This window comes from Alteromonas sp. 38, from assembly GCF_902506055.1.
GTDB lineage: Bacteria > Pseudomonadota > Gammaproteobacteria > Enterobacterales > Alteromonadaceae > Alteromonas > Alteromonas lipotrueae.
Genome location: NZ_LR733300.1, coordinates 146610 through 163207, shown reverse-complemented (window position 1 = coordinate 163207; position 16598 = coordinate 146610). Strand labels below are relative to the sequence as shown.

Sequence of the window (16598 nt, the reverse complement as noted above, 5' to 3'; positions counted from 1 at the left end):
GAATCTTCCGTTACTATTAGTTTACTGATCTTTGAGAATTTATGTTAATAAGGTAGCTATGCCATTCACAAGAAAAGGAATGTTGGCATTCTTCGTTGCTTGTATCACCTTATCTACTTGGGCGTTAAGCGACGCCATCCAAAATTCGGCTGTTGCGTCAGAGCTTACCATTGACCAGTCTTTTCATGTTGCCACCATTAACGAAAGCAGTTCGTTTTTTGTCGCGCACAAATCAATGACGTATTTAGATGTACTCCACCCTTCTAGCCCCTTAACCAGCAGCATTCCGCTTGATAGGAATAATAGTCGTCTCTGGATTTCTAATGAATTGAGGAACGACGGATTTAGCACTATTCCCCTAGTGCTAAATATAGACAGGCTTAATATTAACGACCTTCAAATTTACTTGCTTGATGGTAATGCTCGAATCATTAAGTCTTACCGCTACCAAGCAGGTAAAGGGGATTTTTCATTAAAGAAACCTTTCTCTGCCATCCGCTTAAGCTTTTCACTGACGCCACAAGAAAATGTCCGGCTTGTTATTGGTGTGTATGACGATGGTCTTCGCTATTTCCCAATCTCACTATGGGAAAAACAAGCAATTCAACAATACGATGAAACCTTGCTTATTCTACTTGGCATCGTGCTGGGTATGCTTACGGTATTAACTGGCTACTTCCTGCTGTCTTACCTATATCAGCGCACCCCGGCTCGTTTCTGGTTGGCGGTAACCAATTTTGTTTTATTTGCGCTGTTATTTATGGCGCAAGGCGGGCTTGCGACGTGGCCTTCTTTAACTAACGCGAGTGAGATAACCTTTGCCGTACTCATTAGCCTTGGCTTTGTGACGCTCGCTAAAGTGACCCATAGTTTATTTTCACCCATTCCATTGGTGCTAAGGCTACTGACCTTTGCACTCCCTATTGGCATGGCTATCGCAGCAGTGGCAACGAGCGCATACGACGCGACCCGCATTCTTTTTGCCGCCAGCCCGTTTATCGCTGCTTACCATATTGCCTTAGCCTTCATTTTTAAGGATAAACAAAACATAGCATCAAGCAGGCTGTTCGCCTTCGCCTGGGTGTTCGTATTCATGCTTTATGCTGTGTTCGTTAAAATCGCCTTCGACGATGTCTTTTATACCGCGCCCATTGTCATGATTATTCTAACCCTACTGACCTTGTCTCTTCTTTGCATCGGGTTTGCCGTTGAATTAAAAGAGCAGAACGCAAGCAGGCTGCAATTGTCTGAAAGTGAAGCCACTATTAGTAGCCTTCATCACTTTTATGATTTATTTCGAAATTCTAGTGAAGGCCTATACACCTCTACGCTAGACGGAGAGTTAAAAACAGTTAACCCTGCCATGTGTGCCCTTTTTGGCTATACCGATGAAGCAAAAATGTTAGCACAAGTGAAAAACACCAAGCAGTTTTACGCTAATGCGGAAGACCGTGACGTACTGGTAGGAGAGCTACTTCATAGCGGCCAGGTTGCGGCACGCGAAATTAAGGGAATGCGCGCCAACGGCAGTGCTTTCTGGTTTTCTATATCTTGTCAGGTACGAGAAAATGACAGTGGTAGCTTTTTATATGGCTCTATTATCGACGTTACCGAGAAAAAGCAGTCAGACTCTAGCCTACAATTTATGGCAACCCACGACTCGCTAACTGGGGTTTATAATAGACGTCAGTTTGAAACTACTCTGACCGCTAGGCTAAGCGAAAATTCCCCCATTCCGCCGTGCGTGCTTTATCTCGATTTAGATCGCTTTAAAATTGTCAATGACACCTCTGGCCACAAAGCCGGCGATGCGCTTATTAAAGATATTGCTCACTTGCTAGAAAAATCACTTCCTAATGAGGCAATGCTGGCACGGATCACCGGCGATGAATTTGGCGTTATTTTTGAAAATCAGCCGGAAGAACAAGCTTACTTGCAGGCAACCACATTGTTAAATGCCGTTCAGGCTTACCGCTTTTCATGGGAAAACCGCATATTTAGCCTAGGGGTTAGCATTGGCATGGTAGTGTGTACCGACCCCGACGCCAGTGCAGAGCAATACATCTGCATGGCCGATGCCGCCTGTTATTACGCAAAAGATCAGGGCCGTAATCAAATTCACAAGTACAGCAAAGACGATGAAAGCATGCTGCGCTACCAAAATGAGCTTGATTGGGTAAACAGCATTCAGTCGGCGTTATCGGAAGACAGATTCCTACTTTACTACCAGCCCCTTAGACCATTAAGCCGACCCAATGACGGTCACTATTATGAAGTGCTTTTGCGTATGAAAGAGACCGATGGACGCATTGTAGAGCCCGCCGCATTTCTACCTACCGCTGAACGCTTCGAGATGAACGTTAAAATAGATAAGTGGGTTATTGTTAATACCTTTAGCTGGCTAAATGAGCACCCTGAGCATTTGGCTGAACTCAAGCGCTGTAGTATTAATTTAAACTGCCACTCCTTAGCCGACAGAGACTTCAAACTTTTCGTGTTAAACGCGTTTGAACGTTACAACATTCCTTACGATAAAATTTGCTTCGAGATGATTGAGTCTGTCGCCATTATCAAGATGGAATACACCATCGACTTCATGCGTACCTTCAATCGTTTAGGCTGTTCATTTGCGTTAGACGATTTTGGCAGAGGGTTTGCGTCTTATGGCTATCTGAAACACCTTCCTGTGGATATTGTCAAAATTGACGGTACCTTCATTAAAGACATGCGAGCAGATCCTGTTGATGTCGCTATGGTGTCTTCCATTAAAGATGTTGCGAAAGCCCTAGGAATGCAGACCGTAGGTGAGTTTGTAGAGTCTGATGCCACTATGACGCAGCTAGGTAATATGGGCATTGATTTCGCCCAAGGGTATGGTGTAGCCGAGCCTGCGCTGCTTGACGACTTTAAACCGTTATAACCTAAAACCGATTAGGCTATGGTATTACTACACTTTAAAAGGGGTATATTGTAACATTCGCGGATTAATGAATGGGGAGCCGTACCTGTCTCAAGCCCTTGTAAAAGGCAAGAACATCCCCACATAACGCTTATGATCCAGGTGTAGAAGTAACATGAGCAGCAAACAACCTAAATACGAATACGTCAGTTCCGCCAAATTACCCACTCGTCATGGTAATTTTAAAATCCATGGTTTCGTTGAAACCAGTGGACAGGAGCACGTGGCGCTTTCCTATGGTGAATGGAAAGAAAACGATGTAGTCCCTATCCGCATTCATTCTGAGTGTCTAACGGGAGATGCCCTTTTCAGCACCCGTTGCGACTGTGGCTTTCAATTAGAAAAAGCCATGCAGAACATAGCCGAAAATGGTTTCGGTGTATTACTTTATCTTCGTCAGGAAGGTCGTGGTATTGGGTTACTGAACAAAATTCGCGCTTATAATTTACAAGATAGCGGCATGGATACGGTTGAAGCCAATGAGCATTTAGGTTTTGATGCCGACTTACGTAGCTATGATATTTGTAAGCTAATGCTTGATACCTTGGGCGTACATCGCGTTGAGTTGATGACCAATAATCCCAAGAAGCTAGCGGCCTTAAAATCGTTAGGCATTGACGTGGTGGCACGTAAGCCTATCGACCATGGTATTACAGAAGACAATAAAAACTACATTAAAACCAAGACCGAAAAGCTTGGTCACGCATTCGACCCCCACTCTTTCAAGTAAGTCGCCTCGCCATTCAATCTATTCCAACCTGAATGACAATAATTCAGGTTGGTTCAGGTTACGTTAATACCAGAAGCGGTATAACACATACAGACTTTGTGAAATTGCCTGTAAAAGTGCTTAGTTTAAGCGCTCCCGTGCAGAGTAATGTAAGGAGAACGTATGAAAAAACTGACTTTAGCTTTACTCGTTGCCATGGGAACCCTGTCTACCTCATTCCCCATGCTAGCGTCGGCATCGGTTGAACCAGAAACTAGGGTAGATAACTATCAGTACTCAGATGCTGAGCTAGATAGCTTACTTGCGCCCATTGCACTCTACCCCGACACCTTGCTTACTCATATTATGATTGCAGCCACTTACCCTCTTGATGTAGTCGCGGCCGACAGGTGGCGCCAAAGCAATTTACATCTTACTCCCTTACAAGTAGAGCAAGCGCTAGAACCTGTTACGTGGGATCCGAGTGTAAAAGCCTTGGCTGCATTTACCGATATTCTGCACAGCATGGCCGAAGATCTAAACTGGTTACAGCAACTTGGTGATAATGTACTAATTAGTGAAGCCCGTGTACTTGATAGAGTACAGTTGCTTCGCCAACACGCCCTCAACACCGGTAACTTACAATCGAATGATTACCTTGAAGTTGAACGTGAGCTAGAAAGAGAAGCTGGTATAGATCGAAGCGTGATTGTTATTGCCCCTCGCCATAGAGATGTGGTTTACGTGCCTTACTACGACCCGCTTGTTGTATTCGGACTTTGGTCTCATGCCATTGCGCCTGTGCACTGGCATCATAGGGTTAGTTACCGTCACCACGGAAATTTCTTTTGGGCACCGCAAGTTAGGCTTTCAACCTTCTTCTATTTTGGCGGTATTCGATGGAGCAACCGCCATGTAGTGATCCACAGAGAGCCTGTACGTCACTATTACAGAGGCACACCTAAAAAACGTGTATACAGTAAAGGTTATCAGCGCTGGCAACATAGTGCTGACCATCGCAGAGCTCGCTACTCTAACCGCGTTGTGCACAGTGCACCTAGACGATATAGCGCCACTCGTTCAGTGAAAGTAAGAAGCAATGAGCGAGCCGTTACTAAGGTGAGTCACAATAAGGTGATTCATACCAAAACAGTGAATAGAAATATTGTGCGCCAGCAAACACCGCTGCATGCCCAATCACCTAGCAATAAGTCGTCGAATAAGTTGCGCGAAAGCCAGCTTAAGGATCGCCAGGTTAAAAAGAACCACGTTAAAGAACACACTGCACGGAACGTAAACGGCAATAACAGGCAGGTTACTGCGCCTCGCAGCGTTAAAAACGCACGTCAGCATGTGGAGCCTAAAAGTCGCACAACAACGCGCACGGTAACCACAACTAAAACCGTAAAAAGAGACAGTAATCGGGTATCAGGGCAGAAGTATCAGCAGCGTGCTTCTACACATGTGAAACGCGCAAAAACAGATGTTAGAAGTAATCGTTCATCGTCCAACCGTTCGGCTATGTCGCAACATCGGTCAACGCCGAAAGTGAAACGAACCCAATACCGTGAAAGATAAAATAGTAAACGCGCTTAGTTTCATCTAAGCGCTTTTTTTTAGATGGCAAGCGGCTTTATCTCTGCGTAGTATGAGGTAACTTTTTTGATGGTAATGGGTAATATGCACGCAGCCTCACCGCCTCAAGCCTTATTATGGGCTTATTTACTATCTTCCAATGGTGAAGTTAAAGCCATTGACGCGAAAGCCATTCCCGACGCATTAGCACAATGTTCGTCTAGTGATGATTACCTTTGGTTACATGTACAGTCAGATGCTGAAGATGCTGGCACCTTGTTACAATTTAGTGGCTTACACCACACGGTTATAGACAGCTTACTTGCTTTAGAAACAAGGCCTAGAGCCATGAGCCTGCATCAGGGTACCTTGGTGTATTTGCGAGGCATTAATAAAAATCCCGATGCCGACCCAGAAGATATGGTGTCGCTACGTACATGGTATAACAAAGATATTATTATTAGTGCTCGTCGTAAAAACAGGCGATTAGCCTCCATTCAGAACCTGCGGGATGAAATTGCATCTGAACAGGTGCCAATGAGCCCATCGGCCCTCTTGTTGAACATGATCACGAAAGTCGCTGATACCATTTTGGACACCGTTGATGAGATGGATGAGAGCTTAGTAGGGTTTGAGACCCGTGAACAACTTCGAAAGGAAGATAGGCAAAATTTATCTATCGTAAGACGCCAAGCCGCATCTATTAGGCGCTACCTTGCGCCACAACGTGATGCCTTAGATGCCCTACTTCGTTTGCCCGATGCGTTGTCCCAAAATCAGAGTTTTGAACTGCGAGAGCAAACCGATCGCATGAGCCGGTATGTGGAAGATATGGACTTATTACGTGAAAGAGCAATTGTACTTCAAGACGAGTTGCGAAACCGCATAGCGGAGCAACAAGGGGTGCGCATGTACGTCTTGTCTATGGTAACTGCTATTTTCTTGCCTCTGTCTTTTTTAACGGGTGTGTTCGGCATGAACGTTGGCGGATTACCGGGCACTGACTCTGCGAATGCCTTTGTTTACTTAATGCTTGGGATGGGGGTGCTGAGCATCTGCATGTTGGTGGCTATGTTGTGGAAAAGGTGGCTTTAATAAGGGCATAATGAACCTTTAATATTTATTAAAAATAATTAATATTCAATGTATTAGTACAAAGACTAATAGATTTAAAATTTTTAATTCGTATGATTGGTCAAAATAGCACTCTTAGCATTTCTTGCCTACACTTAGGCAAACCGCTTCAGTGGAGAAAACCATGCAGTTCCCGTGGATACTAGAAGGACACAAGATCTTTCGAGTAGTAATACTGATTCAATTAGTGATTTCTTTCATCATTGGCTTCGTAACTGGCGATATTATCACTGCCGCGGTACTAGGCATTCCTATTGCCATTTTGCCCTTATATTTCAGCCTGCAACAGCCACAAGCGGTAGTAAGTAGGCATGCTGTTGCTATAGGTATACAATTACTCACAGCGTTGCATATTCATCAAACCTTCGGGCTTATTGAAATGCATTTTGAAATATTCGTCACACTGGCGTTTCTTTCCTACTTTAGAGACTGGAAGGTGATTGCAACAGCGACTGCCGTGGTTGCTGTACATCATATCAGTTTTTATATTCTGGCAACCCAAGGTGTTCCTGTATTCATCTTCCAAGAAGGTGATTTAACGTTCCCTATATTGTTGATGCATGCCGCTTTTGCGTTAGCGGAAGGTGGCGTTTTGATGTACATGGCCAAACAAGCTCATCAAGAAGGTGCCGGAGCAGCCCAGCTGCGTATTGCGATTGAAAATATGCAAAAATCTGAAGGGCAAATAGATTTATCTGTATCCTTTGAGCGAGAAAACGAAATACTTCGTCCATTTGGTGAACTTATTGATCAAGTTAAAGATTTGGTTGCTTTAGCGTCTTCACTTATGAATGAAGTGGTTAAAGGCTGTGAAAAAATGGAAACAGCAGCTAGCAGTATGTTTGAAATTAGTCGTAATACCGACCAAGAAATTGCCATGGTGTCTGCTTCATCTGAAGAAATTGCGCAAACCATGCAAATGTCTGCTGAACAAACAACCCGCGCTAGCGACAAAGCGTCTGCGGCAGAGGCCTCTTCAGGTTCAACTCGTGACTCTATAGTATCTACCAGCCGGACCATAGATTCGCTGCGTAATACGTTAAATAATGCTGCAAAAACTAACACTGCACTAAACGAACAATGTTCACACATTTCAGAAGCTATGCGCGCCATTACCTCAGTGGCAGAGCAAACTAACTTACTGGCGCTTAACGCGGCCATCGAGTCGGCACGTGCTGGTGAGCACGGCAGAGGGTTTGCTGTGGTTGCTGATGAAGTGCGTACATTGGCCATTCGTTCAAAAGAAAGTGCCGACCAAATTACCTCTGTAACCGAACAATTAGTGAGTCAAACAGCAAGTTCGGTAGACCAAATGCAAACCTGCATTCAACTCGTTGATGAAGCGGTACTATCGGCTGATACTGCCACGCAAGCTATGTCTGATATCATGTCGCAAATTCAGTTTGCCAGTGAGAGCATGACTGAAATTGCCACCTCTGCCGTTGAGCAGGAAACCGCTTCAGCTTCTATAGCAGAAAGCACGGCACGATTAAGTGAACTGACTTCTGAGGAACTTGCCACAGCGGAATCGCTGTCAGCAGAAGTGGAAATTTTGTCTCAAATTTCACAAAAAATGCGCGGTGCCATAGGTCGCTTTAAGCTGTAATGTCGAAAAAGGGAAGTTGGACGCTGCTGCTTGTATGGGCAATCAGCTTACTAAGTGCTGTTTTGTTTTATAGCCAGCGTCAGATTTCTGAGTTCGACCCTAACGGCACCTTGCTGCATCAATCAACAAGCACCACCTTTGATGCTTCTTTAATTTCACTGCTTAAAGACTATAATGTACCTGCTGGCAGTATTGTTCATGTGGGTACACAGGAAAATTGTTACTGCGACACCCTTACCGATTCTCATCAAACCCAGCTGCTCAATAAGCTAGGTAAAATAGGCTACAGCGGCTTGACGCTAGACATTGAAAATGTGCCAGAACTCGCCACTGTATTGCCTTCGGTACCTGCACTTATTGTTGTAGACACCCTATATAACCTTCGCTATTTAGGGCCTTACGCAACGGGGTACGGTTGTTTCACCGGTAAAGATTTAGTGGATGAAATTAGCGGGTATGCATCAAGTTCGTCTTACATAAATGCCGTGGTAAAAACCGAAGCCGATGGGTGTTTTTGCAGCTCGCAGCGTTAGGGATGGGATAACCCTTTCAAATGTGCCACGACGCTGCGCCCAAGCGCACTTAAATCGTACCCACCCTCAAGCGTACTCACCACACGACCGTTACAGCAACTATCAGCAACACGCCTGATCCGCTGACTCACCCAAAAATAATCATCTTCAGTAAGGCGAAGGTGCGCCATAGGATCTTCAGCATGACCATCAAATCCTGCCGATATAAATATAAGCTCGGGCTGAAAGTTCTCTAGTGCATTAAACCAATGGGATACTTTTTCTCGAAACACCTCGCCGGTAGAGCCCGCTTCAATAGGTACAGATAAAATATTACTTGCTGACACAGGCGCACCGCTATGAGGGTAAAACGGATGCTGAAAACTAGAGCACATCATGATGCGCTGATCTCCTGCGATAATATTTTCAGTCCCATTGCCGTGATGCACATCGAAATCGATAATAGCCACACGGGAGAGTTGATAGTTTTGTAGTGCATAGCGTGCAGCAATGGCCACATTATTAAATAGGCAAAAACCCATTGAGCCATCGTAGGTAGCATGATGCCCAGGCGGGCGAGCCAAACAAAAAGCCTGCCTATCGTCGCCCTGCATGGCCCAGTCAACGGCATTACAACCTGCTCCTGCCGATTCCAATGCGGCGGGCAACGTGTATTCCATCATGCCGGTATCATCATCTAACCAAGTAACTGGGTTGCTGTCCTTATGATTTGCATCGGGATGAGCTTTTGCAGCTGCAGACAGGTGCTGCGCACGGGAAAGTACACTTTTCACGTACTCTGGGCTATGTGCCAAGGTAAGGTAAGCCTCAGCGATAGGCTTTGCGTCGGCGTGCTCACACACCATTTCTAAACCTGACGCTAATAGCTGATCGTCTATTGCGTATAGCCTGTCTGGCGACTCAGGGTGTTCTGGGCCTAAGTCATGTTTAACGCCATGTTTTGTGCGATAAATTCGAATGGTCATGGTAACTCACTCACGTTTAATACCAATTCAACGTCACTGGGATCACCGGTAAAAAGCCGCTTAAACTGCATTTGTTCAAAGATTGTGATCATGGGGGTATTTTCTCCCCTGACATAGGCCACCATTTGGTTTATTTCACGGGCTTTCGCTATACGAATAAGCTCGTTCAACAAGCGGCTTGCCATACCTTTACCCTGCTGCGTTTCTCGGGTAACAAACGCCACTTCACAGGAGTTATTGCTGGCGTTGTAATAAAATCGGCCTACTGCATGAATGGTAATTCGAGACCCTTCTTGGCGCACTATACATAACGCCACGTCAGAGGTTTGATCCACACTCACCAAGTTACACGACTTCTCTCTGGACATTTGTTTTGGGTCGTAGTTGTAGCGAAGACGCAGGGTTTCTTTGGTATGTGAATAAAAGAACTCCTGTAACCGGCGCTCATCAGCGGGATTCAGCGGGCGCATATAAAACTTTTCGCCTTGTATATTCAGCCGCTTAAGCTGAATAGCGCCTAGTTCTGGGATATCTGTCGGGTACTTTTCTTGGTAATGTGGCACCCAATAATGCTGCCTGACTTCTTCTAATAGCTGAGATCTGAATTTTGGGTGCGCTACTCGAATAAGCTCTAGCGCTCGCTCACGAATACTTTTACCTTTAAGAGAGGCAATGCCGTATTCGGTAACAACATATTGCACATTCCCCCGCGAGGTTACTACCCCAGCCCCTTCAGCAAGACGTGGCGTAATGCGAGATATGGTTTCATTTTTAGCCGTTGATGGCAGCGCAATAATGGCTTTACCACCTTTGCTAATAGATGCGCCTGTTACAAAATCGACCTGCCCCCCAATACCACTATAAAAATCGTATCCCAGCGAATCGGCAACCACCTGCCCCGTTAAATCCACTTCCAACGCACTATTAATAGCCACCATATTGTCGTTTTTGGCAACATTGGTAGGCTTGTTCACATAACTGCTAGGGTAAAATTCAATATGCGGGTTGTTATCGATTAAATCGTAGAGCTTACGGGTACCAATAGCGAAACTGGTTACCACCTTGCCTGGGTGGAAGGTTTTTTTCTTATTGGTAACCGCACCTGATGCTAACAGCTCAATAATACTGTCGGTAAGCATTTCGCTGTGAATACCTAAATCTTTGTGATGGCACAGGTATTTAAGGGTGGCACTTGGAATTTTACCAATACCGAATTGCAAGGTAGCGCCATCATCAACCAACATGGAAACGTACTGCCCGATACGTTCGGCCACGCTATCAATAGGTGGCGGCATAACTTCAACTAAAGGTTCGTTTGCTTCAATACATGCGGTAATTTCACTTAAGTGAATATAGGAATGACCTGCAGTACGGGGAACTTGCGGGTTGATTTGTGCAATTACGTATTTACTTTGACGCGCTGCCGACATGGCAATATCAACCGCCGCTCCTAAGGAGCAATAGCCAAATTCATCAGGGGGGCTTACATTTACCAACGCGGCATCTAAAGACAGCGTGCCATCACTAAACAAACTTGAAATTTCAGAGAGGAAAACAGGAGTGTAGTCGGCTCGGCCTTCATCAACAGCTTGCCGCATCGCTTGGCCACCAATAAAGAAGGTATTGGCTTTAAATAGATTTTTATACTCTTCTTTTACCCAGCGCGTATCGCCAAGTGCAAGCATGTGTACTAACTCAATATCGCTAAAGCCATCGCTATTATCAATTAAGTGCTGAATCAGTGCATAAGGTACTGATGCATTGCCCCCAACAAATAATCGACAGCCCGATTTTATCAGCGCTTTCCAATCTGGTTCAGACGGTAAATCTATTGCCATCCCCTCGGCCTTATTCCCGCTAATCTGTACCGCTATAATGACACATTTTTCCTGTTGTGCGTTACCAAGCTGGTAAGACAACAGGAAAAACGTTACAGCAGCAAAGCTTCCGTTAGTTCAGTGTAAACGGATGCAACCAATTGCGAAAGAAAGGCGATATCGCAAACATGCTGTTCGACAATCTGTGGCCGTCCTCTAGTAGTAACAACTGAGAATTACGCAGCTTCGCATAATCAATACTATGGCTAACTGGAATGACATCATCATTCCAGCCGTGGATTACACTCGTTTTTCCGGTGTAGTTATATTCTTGCACTTCGTAGCTTGGCATATACAGCGCCGGCGCTAGTAAGAACAAACCCCGTGCAGACACACGCTCAGCAGCCACTAAAGACACGTAACCGCCCATACTAGATCCTACCAGGATAACTTCATCGCCTTGCTCTTCTACCGTATCAACCAATCGGGTAATGCGATCTTCTGGCGAAGCTAAATCTTGGTAATCCACACTAATAACATTAAAGCCAACATCGCTAGCCACGTTAGACAATGTAGTGATCTTACTGCCCCAAGGGCCACTTTCTTTTCCATGAGAAAAAATGACAGTTGTCATCGTAAAACCTCAACGTCTAAATTATTTATCTTGTTTATGAAACAGCTTTTCAACCATCACGTAGAACATAGGTACAAAGAAAATGGCTAAGAAGGTGGCAGCAAACATGCCCCCCATCACCGCAATACCTATTGCGTTTTGGCTTGCTGAACCTGCACCGCTAGCCATTGCCAGCGGTGTTACTCCGAGTATAAACGCCATAGATGTCATTAATATGGGGCGAAAACGCTGAGAAGCCGCATTTGATACCGCCGTCATTAAATCAATGCCTTCTTCATATTGGTCTTTTGCGAACTCTACAATGAGAATGGCATTTTTCGCCGCCAGACCCACTGTGGTCAAAAACGCAACTTGTAGGTAAACATCGTTTGGTAAATTGAATAAAAACGCTGCCGTTACCGAACCTAATATACCCAAAGGTACCACCAGCATGACTGCAAATGGTACAGACCAACTCTCATATAATGCTGCTAGGCATAAAAATACGATGAGTATAGAAATAGCATACAACATAGGCGCTTGCGAGCCAGCTTGTTGTTCTTCAAAAGATAAACCAGCCCACTCAATAGCATAACCAGCAGGCAATTGAGCAACTAGCTTCTCCATTTCTTCCATGGCTTCACCGGATGAAACACCTTCAGCGGGGCTACCTTGAATGTTAACCGATGAGATACCGTTAAAACGCTCAAGTTTGGGCGAACCATACACCCACTGAGTAGATGCAAAGGTGCTGAAGGCCACCATGTCACCGTCGGCGTTACGCACAAACCACTTGTCTAAATCGTCTGGCGACATGCGATATTTTGCATCCGCTTGCATATAAACCCGTTTTATCCGGCCTTTATTAATAAAGTCGTTAACGTAACTTGAGCCCCACGCAATTTGCAGTGCACTGTTTATTTCACTTAGGTTTAACCCCAGCGCAGATGCTTTTTCACTGTCTATATTCACCTTAAACTGAGGCACGTCGCTTAATCCGTTAGGGCGAACACCGGCAAGTTTAGGGTTTTGCGCGGCCATGCCTAACAATTGATTGCGGGCATTCATCAATGCCACGTGACCATTACTTCCGCGATCCACAAGCTGCATATCAAAGCCTGTCGCGTTACCTAATTCCATAATAGGCGGAGGCACAATAGGAAATGCAGAAGCATCTTCAATTTGACTAAATGCGCCAAAGGCGCGGCCTACCAGTGCAAATGCTGAGTCGCTTTCGTCTCGCACGCTCCAGTCATTCAAGTTTACAAAACCCATACCGGCATTTTGAGCTTGGCCAGCAAAACTAAAACCTACTACCGTAAACAAGCCGTTAACCGCACCTTGCTCTTGGTCTAAGAAAAAGTCTTCTGCCTTTTTGACCGACTCTAAGGTACGCCCAGCAGTTGCACCAGGAGGCGTACTAATTAGCACCATTAGGCGGCCTTGGTCTTCATCGGGTAAGAATGCACCAGGTAATTGGGCGAAAATATACGCCATTCCTGCCACTAGAATACCGTATACCGCAAAGTAACGCTTAGCACGTTTCGCCATGTGGGTGGTGGTACGCTGATAGCGATCGCGGCCTTTGTTGAATGTGCGGTTAAACCAACCAAAGAAGCCTTTGTCTTTGTTATGTTCAGGATCGTGTTGTTTTAGCAGCGTGGCACACAATGAAGGTGACAATATAATTGCCACCAATACCGAGAAGCCCATGGCAGACACGATAGTAATTGAGAACTGGCGATAAATAGCCCCAGCAGATCCACTGAAAAAGGCCATAGGAATAAATACCGTCGATAATACCGCGGCAATACCTACTAGCGCACCAGTAATTTGTGTCATGGATTTTTTAGTGGCTTCAGCGGGCGGTAAGCCCTCTTCTTCCATAATACGTTCAACGTTTTCAACCACGACAATAGCGTCGTCCACAAGCAAACCAATGGCTAGCACCATGGCAAACATAGTTAATACGTTAATGCTGTAACCAAATGCCAGTAGCACCGCAAAGGTACCTAGTAACACCACCGGAACCGCGATAGTAGGAATAAGGGTAGCACGCCAATTCTGCAAAAATAGCAGCATGACGAAGAAAACCAGTACCACGGCTTCAATCAGCGTGTGCACCACTGACTCAATCGACAATTCGATAAAGGGTGAAGCATCAACCGGATAAACCACTTTTACGCTGTCTGGTAGGTTGACTCGTAGCTCTTCAACACGCTGCTTTACCGCATTGATAGTATCAAGCGCGTTCGCACCTGACGCTAAGCTAATAGCCATACCCGAGGCAGGATGACGGTCGTAACGAACGATTACATCGTAGCTTTCAGCACCTAGCTCAACCCGCGCGACATCGCGTACTCGAACTTGAGAACCATCAGTATTTACCCGCAGCACAATGCTTTCGAAATCATCTACGGTTTGTAAACGTGATTGAGCTTGAATAGTGGCGTTAATTTGCTGGCCTTGAATGGCAGGTAAGCCCCCGAGTTGCCCAGCAGATACATCGGTATTTTGCACCTCAACCGCGGCTTGGACATCTACCGGTGTTAGGTTGTAGCTGTATAGTTTGTCTGGATCTAACCAAATTCGCATTGAGCGCTGGGCACCAAATACCCGCACGCTCCCTACGCCATTAACACGGGAGACTGAATCGCGAAATTGAGAAACCAACAAATCGCTTAAGTCGTACTGGCTCATTTGCCCCGTTTCGTCATAAAAACCAATGGCTAACGAAAATGCTGAGTTTGATTTTGCGACAGTAACACCTTGTTGCTGCACCTGTGCCGGCAGCAATGGGAGTGCCGATTGCACTTTATTTTGGGTTTGAACTTGCGCAATATCTGGGTCGGTACCCGGCTCAAATGTGAGGCTGATAGACATACTGCTGTTTGAGCTACTGGCAGAGAAATAACGTAAGTTATCTATGCCTGATAAGTTTTGCTCAACCACCTGCGTGACTGAGTTTTCAACGGTTTCCGCTGAAGCCCCAGGGTAAGTCGCAGAAATCGTCACCGTGGGTGGCGCAACTTTAGGGTATTGCTCAATAGGCAGGGTATAAATGGCAAGTACCCCTGCCATCATCGTAATAATTGCAAGTACCCACGCGAAGACGGGTCTGTCGATAAAAAAGCGAGCCATAGTAAACTAATCCTATCTTAACGTGAGCCGCGTGACGTTGTCTGCCACTCGCTGGTGTTTACTTTACTGCCAGGTTTCACTTTTTGGTAACCAGAAACAATAAGTCTATCGCCTTCTTTAATACCCGAAGTGGCAATATATTGGTCTTTGTAGATGTCGCTAGTTTTTAGTGCTCGAGCCTCTACTTCGTCATTACTGTTCACCACATATACTGACAATGAACCGTCTTGTTGACGCATAGTGGCGCGCTGAGGCACCAATAACGCTTGTTCGGTACCAGTAATAACATGGCCTTTCACGAATAAACCGGGTAACAACAACCCATCTGGGTTTGGCATTTCGGCGCGAAGCGCTACTGAACCGGTACTTTCATCTACGGTAACTTCTGAAAACTTCACGCTACCTGTGTGTTCGTATTTTTTACCTGTGGCTTCATCCAGTGTTAGCTCAACAGGCATAGAGCCTTGTTCTTGCATGGCTTGACGAAGGGTAAGTATGGCCCGACCCGACTCCTGCATATCAATAAAGATAGGGTTTAACTGCGTAATAGTGGCAAGTTGCTGCGTTTGGTTTGTGGTCGCTAGCGTACCTTCCGTCACAAACGAGCGACTGATACGGCCGCTAATTGGCGCATACACCTTGGTATAGCCTAAGTTCACTCGTGCTAAATCTACCGCCGCTTCAGCAACGCTAATCGCTGCTTGTGCTTGTTCCTTTTGCGCGATGACATCGTCGTATTCTTGGCGACTGATGGCATTCTGTTTAATTAGATCATCATAGCGGCGGGCTTTGGCTTCTAAGGTTTTTAAATTCGCTTCGGCACTTTTAACATCAGCAATGGTGCTGTTTAATTGAGCACGATAACGCGCATCATCGATTTGATAAAGTTGCTGGCCTTTTTCAACCTGTGCACCTTCTTCAAACAAACGCTCTGTAATCACCCCATCAACCTGAGGACGTACTTGCGATTGGCGAGACGGCGTAACCCTTCCAGGAAGGATCATTTCATGGGTTACCGCTTGGCGTGCAATAGTAAGCACTGACACGGACTGTGGCGGCATGGCTTGCTGCCCTGCACCCGCCTGTTCAGACTCAGACGAACACCCAATCGCACCTACCAACAAAGCTAGGGTAGTGATGACATAAAAAACGCGTTTCATAATAATTTCTCGAAATTAAAAACTAACGATTACCGGCAAACGAGAGCGTTTAACCGGTAAACTTAAATTTTGGGCCTGTATTAACTTTGGTAACTTCCATGCGCCGAGTTATAAATACCTTGCCATTACTCAGCCCGATCACATCAACTGGACGAATGAGATCGTATGCTTCAAATGCAGCGTGAACTTGCAGTAAAGCAACAATTTACTGTGACGAAAGGGTTACTCATCGGCCAGTATGAATAATGGGTCACCATATTCATGACATATCTGACACAAGTTTTATATTGTGTGCGCTTATACTAAAGATTAAAAGTAAAGGGAGTTGAAGGCGCTGATCTTATCGGTCAGTTGCAGTATTTTTATACTACAGTGCTGACCTAAGG

General features: G+C 45.4%; 11 protein-coding genes. 6 read left to right on the top strand and 5 right to left on the bottom strand.

What is annotated here, in order from left to right; genetic code table 11:
• The first annotated feature begins 79 nt into the window (after positions 1–79).
• The 6 genes from FLAVO9R_RS00685 (at position 80) to FLAVO9R_RS00660 (ending at position 8516) form a co-directional block, all read left to right on the top strand.
• Positions 80–2920 (top strand): putative bifunctional diguanylate cyclase/phosphodiesterase, encoded by a 2841-nt coding sequence (locus tag FLAVO9R_RS00685; RefSeq protein WP_159527988.1) that lies wholly within the window; start codon positions 80–82, stop codon positions 2918–2920.
• Between the two features lie 154 nt (positions 2921–3074).
• Positions 3075–3689 (top strand): GTP cyclohydrolase II, encoded by a 615-nt coding sequence (gene ribA / locus FLAVO9R_RS00680; protein WP_159527987.1) that lies wholly within the window; start codon positions 3075–3077, stop codon positions 3687–3689.
• A 162-nt stretch (positions 3690–3851) separates the two neighbouring features.
• On the top strand, positions 3852–5246 hold the full coding sequence (locus tag FLAVO9R_RS00675; protein WP_159527986.1) for a DUF3300 domain-containing protein: 1395 nt from the start codon (positions 3852–3854) through the stop codon (positions 5244–5246).
• Positions 5247–5348: 102 nt separating this feature from the next.
• The gene (locus tag FLAVO9R_RS00670) at positions 5349–6338 is read left to right on the top strand and encodes a zinc transporter ZntB (RefSeq protein ID WP_159527985.1); all 990 of its coding nucleotides are present in this window, start codon (positions 5349–5351) and stop codon (positions 6336–6338) included.
• A 163-nt stretch (positions 6339–6501) separates the two neighbouring features.
• A complete protein-coding gene (locus FLAVO9R_RS00665; protein ID WP_159527984.1) occupies positions 6502–7983 on the top strand; it encodes a methyl-accepting chemotaxis protein in 1482 nt (493 codons plus the stop codon).
• Positions 7983–8516 carry a DUF6436 domain-containing protein gene (locus tag FLAVO9R_RS00660; protein WP_159527983.1) on the top strand — a complete coding sequence of 178 codons (534 nt, stop codon included), beginning with the start codon at positions 7983–7985 and terminating at the stop codon, positions 8514–8516. Before FLAVO9R_RS00665 ends, FLAVO9R_RS00660 begins: the two co-directional genes overlap by 1 nt.
• On the opposite strand, the gene FLAVO9R_RS00655 is transcribed toward FLAVO9R_RS00660, so the two are convergent.
• The 5 genes from FLAVO9R_RS00655 to FLAVO9R_RS00635 all read right to left on the bottom strand — a co-directional run bounded on the left by FLAVO9R_RS00655 (position 8513) and on the right by FLAVO9R_RS00635 (position 16212).
• Positions 8513–9481, bottom strand: coding sequence for a histone deacetylase family protein (locus FLAVO9R_RS00655; RefSeq protein ID WP_159527982.1), 969 nt, complete (start codon positions 9479–9481; stop codon positions 8513–8515). The two genes, FLAVO9R_RS00660 and FLAVO9R_RS00655, sit on opposite strands and share 4 nt — an antisense overlap.
• On the bottom strand, positions 9478–11319 hold the full coding sequence (locus tag FLAVO9R_RS00650) for a bifunctional acetyl-CoA hydrolase/transferase family protein/GNAT family N-acetyltransferase (protein WP_159527981.1): 1842 nt from the start codon (positions 11317–11319) through the stop codon (positions 9478–9480). Before FLAVO9R_RS00650 ends, FLAVO9R_RS00655 begins: the two co-directional genes overlap by 4 nt.
• 112 nt (positions 11320–11431) lie before the next feature.
• Entirely contained in the window at positions 11432–11932 is a 501-nt protein-coding gene (locus FLAVO9R_RS00645; protein WP_159527980.1) for an alpha/beta hydrolase, read from the bottom strand.
• A 21-nt stretch (positions 11933–11953) separates the two neighbouring features.
• Positions 11954–15052 carry an efflux RND transporter permease subunit gene (locus tag FLAVO9R_RS00640; protein ID WP_159527979.1) on the bottom strand — a complete coding sequence of 1033 codons (3099 nt, stop codon included), beginning with the start codon at positions 15050–15052 and terminating at the stop codon, positions 11954–11956.
• Between the two features lie 17 nt (positions 15053–15069).
• Positions 15070–16212, bottom strand: coding sequence for an efflux RND transporter periplasmic adaptor subunit (locus FLAVO9R_RS00635; RefSeq protein WP_159527978.1), 1143 nt, complete (start codon positions 16210–16212; stop codon positions 15070–15072).
• Positions 16213–16598 lie beyond the last annotated feature (386 nt).

Bases quoted from the DNA above. Each gene is read 5' to 3' on its own strand.
- FLAVO9R_RS00685 (WP_159527988.1), top strand. From the start codon at position 80: ATGTTGGCATTCTTCGTTGCTTGTATCACCTTATCTACTTGGGCGTTA.
- ribA (WP_159527987.1), top strand. From the start codon at position 3,075: ATGAGCAGCAAACAACCTAAATACGAATACGTCAGTTCCGCCAAATTA.
- FLAVO9R_RS00675 (WP_159527986.1), top strand. From the start codon at position 3,852: ATGAAAAAACTGACTTTAGCTTTACTCGTTGCCATGGGAACCCTGTCT.
- FLAVO9R_RS00670 (WP_159527985.1), top strand. From the start codon at position 5,349: ATGCACGCAGCCTCACCGCCTCAAGCCTTATTATGGGCTTATTTACTA.
- FLAVO9R_RS00665 (WP_159527984.1), top strand. From the start codon at position 6,502: ATGCAGTTCCCGTGGATACTAGAAGGACACAAGATCTTTCGAGTAGTA.
- FLAVO9R_RS00660 (WP_159527983.1), top strand. From the start codon at position 7,983: ATGTCGAAAAAGGGAAGTTGGACGCTGCTGCTTGTATGGGCAATCAGC.
- FLAVO9R_RS00655 (WP_159527982.1), bottom strand. From the start codon at position 9,481: ATGACCATTCGAATTTATCGCACAAAACATGGCGTTAAACATGACTTA.
- FLAVO9R_RS00650 (WP_159527981.1), bottom strand. From the start codon at position 11,319: ATGGCAATAGATTTACCGTCTGAACCAGATTGGAAAGCGCTGATAAAA.
- FLAVO9R_RS00645 (WP_159527980.1), bottom strand. From the start codon at position 11,932: ATGACAACTGTCATTTTTTCTCATGGAAAAGAAAGTGGCCCTTGGGGC.
- FLAVO9R_RS00640 (WP_159527979.1), bottom strand. From the start codon at position 15,052: ATGGCTCGCTTTTTTATCGACAGACCCGTCTTCGCGTGGGTACTTGCA.
- FLAVO9R_RS00635 (WP_159527978.1), bottom strand. From the start codon at position 16,212: ATGAAACGCGTTTTTTATGTCATCACTACCCTAGCTTTGTTGGTAGGT.